This is a genomic window from Devosia sp. UYZn731 (assembly GCF_040546795.1).
Taxonomy (GTDB): domain Bacteria; phylum Pseudomonadota; class Alphaproteobacteria; order Rhizobiales; family Devosiaceae; genus Devosia.
In genome coordinates, this window is the sequence record NZ_JBEPOL010000012.1 from 92,521 (window position 1) to 98,931 (window position 6,411).

General features: G+C 59.5%; 6 protein-coding genes. 3 read left to right on the forward strand and 3 right to left on the reverse strand.

Going from position 1 to position 6,411, the window contains the following annotated elements; genetic code table 11:
• Nucleotides 1-55 precede the first annotated feature (55 nt).
• From ABIB57_RS23995 to ABIB57_RS24005, 3 genes are read right to left on the reverse strand one after another with little or no spacing between them, the layout of a single operon-like run.
• Nucleotides 56-922, reverse strand: coding sequence for a TniQ family protein (locus tag ABIB57_RS23995; RefSeq protein WP_354043796.1), 867 nt, complete (start codon nt 920-922; stop codon nt 56-58).
• Complete coding sequence (locus ABIB57_RS24000; RefSeq protein ID WP_354043798.1) at nt 919-1,800, reverse strand: TniB family NTP-binding protein; 882 nt, start codon at nt 1,798-1,800, stop codon at nt 919-921. The genes ABIB57_RS23995 and ABIB57_RS24000 overlap by 4 nt, the downstream gene beginning before the upstream one ends.
• 12 nt (nt 1,801-1,812) lie before the next feature.
• Nucleotides 1,813-3,426, reverse strand: a complete 1,614-nt coding sequence (locus ABIB57_RS24005; protein ID WP_354043799.1) for a TnsB C-terminal domain-containing protein — start codon at nt 3,424-3,426, stop codon at nt 1,813-1,815.
• Between the two features lie 146 nt (nt 3,427-3,572).
• On the opposite strand from ABIB57_RS24005, the gene ABIB57_RS24010 reads away from it, so the two are divergent.
• The 3 genes from ABIB57_RS24010 (at nt 3,573) to ABIB57_RS24020 (ending at nt 6,270) form a co-directional block, all read left to right on the forward strand.
• Nucleotides 3,573-4,490: a DUF1403 family protein gene (locus ABIB57_RS24010; protein WP_354043800.1), complete on the forward strand. Its 918-nt coding sequence runs from the start codon at nt 3,573-3,575 to the stop codon at nt 4,488-4,490.
• A gap of 11 nt (nt 4,491-4,501) precedes the next feature.
• Nucleotides 4,502-5,173: an SMC-Scp complex subunit ScpB gene (scpB, locus tag ABIB57_RS24015; RefSeq protein ID WP_354043802.1), complete on the forward strand. Its 672-nt coding sequence runs from the start codon at nt 4,502-4,504 to the stop codon at nt 5,171-5,173.
• Between the two features lie 251 nt (nt 5,174-5,424).
• Nucleotides 5,425-6,270, forward strand: a complete 846-nt coding sequence (locus ABIB57_RS24020) for a hypothetical protein (protein ID WP_354043803.1) — start codon at nt 5,425-5,427, stop codon at nt 6,268-6,270.
• Nucleotides 6,271-6,411: the final 141 nt, after the last annotated feature.

Consider the following 6,411-nt stretch of genomic DNA (forward strand, 5'->3'; position numbering starts at 1 on the left):
CGCCGGTTCGGTTCGAAGTTGGCAGTTAATTATGAGAATTTAAGTGGCAGGATTCTCACATTAGCTGGATCTGAGTGGCCGCCTTCGTCACGCACGATCGGGCTATCATATCTTTGACGGTGTCGGCAAAGCGGACCCGGTTGTCTCCCATCATCTGACCTTGAAGCATTCGGAGCATCTCCGGGCCGGCACGCTCCACCATGGCAACCCCTGCCAGAAGTGCGGGCCGCAGATGAAGCGGCAGGATCGGATTGGCTGGTGTGGGCAGATTTTCTTCTAGCTCGGCAACGACGTGGTCGAGATCGGGGATGATGGCGCCGAGCACGCGGAACCGCCAAAGGTCATGCTCACGGGGTATCGGTCTTGGAATCCTGCGCATTAGCAGAAGTCGAGCAATGTCCGCTGGCGATGCCCAGGTGCGGATGCTGCGTTCGGCTTCATCATCGAGCAGCTTTTCGCCGTGAACAGCTGCAGCGCGATATTGCTTGAAGGGGGAGGGGAGGTGGCGGCCGCCTACCTCCAGCAATTGGTCGCCACACAATGGGCATGTGATGCGCCATCCCAGTAGCTGGATTCGCAAGATTGGCGCCGTCTCATCGACAGCACGAGCACAGTGCAAACAACACTGGGTGGGCCGCGTAGCGATGAGGCGAAGCGATGATTGTGCGACTTTCGTGAATGTCATTCGACGCACCTCAGTCGGCTCCATAGCAAATATGTTGGCCAGGCGGGCTTCCTGATCACTGCTCAGATTGAGATCGGCCGCCCGAAGCGAGGACGCCTCCGGCAGGCAATGCCGCAGCATGACCAGGGGTGGAACCGCGTAGAAGGCTGCGTGCCTTCTGATCCAGGACGATAGGAGTTCGTCAAAGTGCGGCCGGAACCGCACGGGCAATCGCCCGGCCAGCGTGATATCCATCATGCGAATGCCGCTTCGGCATCGAACTCCGGCTCCCAGTTCTCGACCGCTTCGTCGGTTATATGCTCGCGGCCACTCTCGATGGCCTCGACGGCGAGACTATTGGTCATGTGAAAGATATTGGCGGTGATACCCTCGGTGATCTGCAAAATTCGTCGCAGCGATTTCGGCGCCAGAACTGAGGATTTGCGCAGGGGCGTATTGCGCAGAATCGAGACTATCAGGGTCTCGAACTGCTCGTTGGCCGCCCACCTATTCAAGGTGAACTGCTCGAACCGCCGGGCAAGTTGGACGTCGCCTCCGATGGCCTCACGTGCGTCGTTAACACCGAAGCAGACAAGCGAGATCTGGAGACGGTTGCTGAGGAACCGCAGGGTGTTGAGCACAATGCGCTGCTCGCGATAGGTTCCGGCGAGGATGTTGTGGACCTCGTCGATGACCAGCACCTGCACGCCGATGGCGTCCATGATGCGCAGAGCAGCCTGCTCCATCTGGGCGATGTCGGCGCGCGGCCGTTGCGGTGCACCGAGCAGGGTGAGCAGTTCGGCATAGAAGCGCCGCTCGCCGGGTCGGCTGGTCATTTCCATGGCAAGAACAGGCGTCTTCAAGGTGCCGGTCACCGTGTTGAAGCTCGGTGGATGCTTGTCACGGAACCGCTTCATGATCATGGTCTTGCCCATACCGCTATCGCCATAAATTGCGACAGAGGGCATACGCGTACCTCGGGGGTGATCGAGCAGCGCGCTCAGCCGGTCGAGCGCCTGTTTGGCGCGAGGGTAGAGCACCCAGCGACGTGATCGTATCGCACGAACGCGTCGCTCGTCGTTTTCATTAAGCAGCGCAGCGGCGCCGGTGGTCAGATGGGCAATTGCATCGTTCATGGTCACTCCGGTTCAATCTGTATCCTCAACAAAGGGTACAGGTTTGCTGGAGTCGACACCGCGGAGCGAGCCCCATCCCCGATCATCCACTTTCGATTTCGACGAGGTTTTGCCGCGTCGTGCGGCGGCAGTCTTTTTGGTTGCCGCCTCGATCAATTCCCGCTGCGCTATGGCGGTGCTGACGATAGCGCGCGAGTCCACTTCACGGCGGCCTTTTGCCAGAAGTGTGCGTCTGGCGGTCACTGCCTCGTGCAGGGTGATTGAAGGCAGCGTCAGATCTGCGTAGCGGGCCTCCACAAAGTTCCCCGAAGGCCGTCTGATGAAGATACGCGCCATATCGCGCGGATCGTATTTGACAAGCAGGCGCCGGTCGGAGCGCCCCACGTCGGCGCTGAGCGCTGCAGACCAATAGCGCAGGCCGAAAAGATGAATGCCAGTCGGGCGCAATGTCCGCTCCTGCTCAGGCAGGAAGGTCAGCCAGAAGCGCAGGCGATCCTGCGGCAACCGGAGTGGAATCTCGCCCTCATGCTCCCGCCATACAGCAATCGGCGGTCGCCCGAGGGTGCCGTGGATCGACTGATGGTAGGAGCCGACAATGTCGAGTGCGATATACTGCTCCAGCTCACGCAGTGTCAAAGCTGCGTGCCGCTTCGAGTCATATTCGCCTAGCTCCTGCGCGTTGCTGAATGTCGTTCCGGGTAGCAGGTGCAACTTTCCCATCTGCGTGCCGATTAGACGCTCGATGTGACCACCGAAGCGCGGCTCACCCGGTGGCCTCCACTCAATGGCGATGCCGGCGTCTTCGCATCCGCGCTTGAACGCCCGGCTGCGGAAGTCGGCGCCGTTATCGACATGCACAATGCTCGGCAAGCCGGCGACGGGCCAGGGCTCCGTGATCTCGCGCTCTCTCAGCCATGCCGACTTGTCGAAGACGGAATGGAGCAAGCACAGGCTGGTAGACAGTCGGGACGGGGCATCCATCGTGAGATAGAATCCGGTGACCATGCGGCTGCAGACGTCCATCGCCAGTGTCAGCCACGGTCGACCGATCGGCTGCCTAGTTTCTTCGTCGACGACGAAGACGTCAGCCTTGGTATGGTCAATCTGGACGACATCCAGAGGTCGGGCAGCGCCGAAGGTCCCCGGAACAGCCGTTGTCTCTTTTACGATCTTCTGCTCACCGCGGCGTTTGGCGCGCTTCTGGAGGTCAATATCCTCGAGCCGGGCGACTATCGTCCGGCGATGCGGCGGCGTCAGCCCAACCGAAATGCAACTTGCCTGCACGTCACGGACGAGTTGTGAGACCGGTGGGCGAGTTCGCTTCAGGTAATAAACGTTGATCGTTGCGCGGACGATCTCTTCCAGTTCCTCATCCAGCGTGCGATGTCCCTGCGGGCGCCCGCGTTTGCGATCCACCAAGGATAGAACGGTCCCGCCCGTCCTGAACAGCTTGATCAGCCGGTACGCTGTTGCCTGACTAAGGCCAAGCTCCGAAGCGAGGTCCGTAATGTCGCTGGTTGTCGCGCTGATGGCCCGACGCTTCAGAAACTCACGGACAGCGTCTGCCCGCCGACACGCTTCATCCCAAAGCGCCTCGTCAATTTCTTCAGGAAACGGGTCAATCATGGCAGACTCTCGAGAAAAAACTCCAAGAGCAAAATTCTCACATTAAGTGCCAAAACCCAAGCCGCATTATCAAATTAACTGCCCATTCTCAAATTAAGTGCTGGCTCAACTATCTGAAATCGTTGAGATCAGATTCTCGCAATTAAATGGAAAGCGACATACCGGTTTGGGCGCGGCCGCGTGGCGTGACTTTACAGGATGCCGATGCGGCCTATTTGGCCGGGGTGGCATTGAATTCGTTGGATAATCTGGTCCGCGGCGACTTTGTCTGGGTCGGCGCCTGGCGCCAACGGCTGGCCCTCCAGAGTGCTACTGCAGCGGTGAATTTGACGGGTCGGCGCGAGGACGAATCCGCGCTGCGCGATACCCATTTTCTGCGCGGCGCCGGCGACGATCCTGGCCCCTCCGGTCAGTTCCTAATGGCCTGGCGACGATTGGCCAACCGCACGACCGGCTGTGACGCGGAGATCGTGCGCCCGGTCGCCGAACAGCATTTTGCTCTGCAATGGGATGACGGACTCGCCGAGGTCATCGCCAATGCGGAAGATATGGTGGTGTCGTCGCGGCCGGCGCCGGTGCTGGCGGCCGAGATCGCCGCCGCCGTCTATCGGGCCCGGCCGGATGCGGAACTGCTGGCGTTCTGGTTGGCCGATGCCCTGCTCGCCCAAAAGCTTCGCTGGCCCATTCCGGTGCCGCTGCTGATGGGCCAGGTGGCCTCGGCGGTCTTCAAATCGGGCGACAACCGCAAGCGCATCCGGCCGGGAGGCGAAGGGTGGGGCAGGGCGGTGTTTTTGGCCTATGCGGCCGCCGCGGCGGAGGCCTGCGATCTCGGGATAGAGCTGGCCCAGCGGGCGGCAAAACTGACGACGGTGGTGCCGAAGTTGCGCGCCAAGGGTTCTGGCGACGTTATCAAACTGCTGCTGTCGGATGACGCGGTGCCGGGGTCCTGGTCGAGTCCAAAACTGTCGGCGCGCGGGGCTAGGCGGCTGTTCGATCGGCTGGGGGAGCTCGGTGCGGTGCGTGAGCTCACTGGCCGGCCGACGTTTCGGCTGTACGGGTTGTGAGGGCAAAACAGATGGCCAGGCGCAAACGGGCAGATGCTGAACCACCAATCTTCGATACCGAGCTGGCCGATATGCCGGCCGGCCTGCGCTGGCGCGAATGGATGAACCGTATCGAAGCCGTGCTGTTCGCGGCGCCAAAACCATTGGAACGTGAGGCCCTGGCGCGAGTGATCGGCCGCGACGCCAGCATTGACCTACTGATCGATGACATCCGCGAAGCGCTGCGCGGCAAACCCTATGACGTGGTCGGTGTCGCTGGGGGCTGGGCGTTTCGGACCCGAACCGCCTATGCCGATGCCATCGCCACGTCTGCTGCGGTGCCGGACCGAGGTATTGATCTGACTCAGAACGAAGCCATGGTGTTGGTATCGATCGCCTATCATCAGCCGGTGACTCGGGCCGGGGTGTCGGAAATCCTAGGGCGGGAGGTGTCGCGCGACGTCATTGGCGCCCTGCGGGACAAGAACATGATAGCGGCCGGGCCGCGCAGCCCGACGGCGGGGGCGCCGTTCACCTACGTGACGACCAAGGGATTTTTGGAGCATTTCGGGCTCGACACGCTCCGCGACTTGCCCGATCTAGAGGCGATGCAGGACGCCGGATTGCTGAGTGGCGAAGCCAACGCTGGACAGCTTCCTCGAAGCGAGGTCGCAGATTTTGGCATTTCCGCCGAGGATTTGTGATGCCGGGTGATTGTCAAAGTAAATCGACTTTCCGGACTGAGACGGTGAATACCCGTGTGGCCATCGGTCGGGTCATTCGCATTTCACTCGATGCTTCCGCCTTAAAATCGTTGACCAGACTGCTGCGGCTTTGTCACAAAGACTTAGCGGTGACGAGCACGCTGATTGAAGGCCTGCCGCTTTGCGTAGCCGTGCTTCCAATGAGAGCAAATTTACGAACAGCGATGGCTTAACCAGAGGCCGATTGATACATGCCCAGCACCTTGCGCCCTATCTCGGATGACCCAGCGCTTGCTAATTTGGTCCAGTACACTGTCGGTTTTCTGTTAGAAGTGCCCACTGCCGCGGCCACTAGCGAGTGGGTTCCAAGCGGCTCTGGGACCTTCGTCACGATGGCAGGAAGGAAGGGCATTCTGACCGCGGGACATGTGCTCTACGAGCTCGAAAAGGACGCCAGTCGCGGTTTTAAACTGTTACTGGTCCACCCGATAAAGGGGGAGGCGACATATGTGGATGCTGACCTTATGGTCTGCAATGTCACTCGAATTGGAGGAGAGGACAGGAATGCGCCGAACGGACCGGACATCGGTTTTCTTGAGCTTCCTTCGCTGATCACTGAGCAATTGCATAATTGGAACTTTCACAACCTTGACCAGCGTCTTGACGAAATTGAACGAAATTTCACGCTGCCGACGAGCGAAATCAAAATTGTCGTCGCCGGCATGCCCGCAGCGCTAAGCGCTGAGGTAAATCGTACCGAGGATGTTGTTACAACTCGGCACAACTTCGTCTATGCAACCGGCCGTTACCAGTACCTAGGCTTTCAATCCGGAGAACTAGATGTCGCGATATTGCATATCAATGAAGACATGGGGATCCCACCCCTAAAGAATTATGGCGGGATGAGTGGAGGAGGGGTTTCGGCGCTAACTGAGCGAGGGGCACTTGCCGACCGCCTTTTACTAGGGGTAGCGTTTTGGCAGAATGATAGGTCGGAGGCCAACCCCGAGGTGACACTTAGGGCCCACGCGCCAGTGAGCATATATTCGAAACTCATGGACCTATTGCGTACTCAAAAAGCCGGGCTGATCCATTGATCAATGCCCTGCCACGGCCAGCGCTCTATAAAATGGAGTCCAAGGGTGTTGATTGCCACTGAGAACTGACCCTCTGAGGGCGTAAATTTTCACTGAGATTTGACCCATGTTTTGATCGTTCCCAGGCTGTTTGCCGGGGGA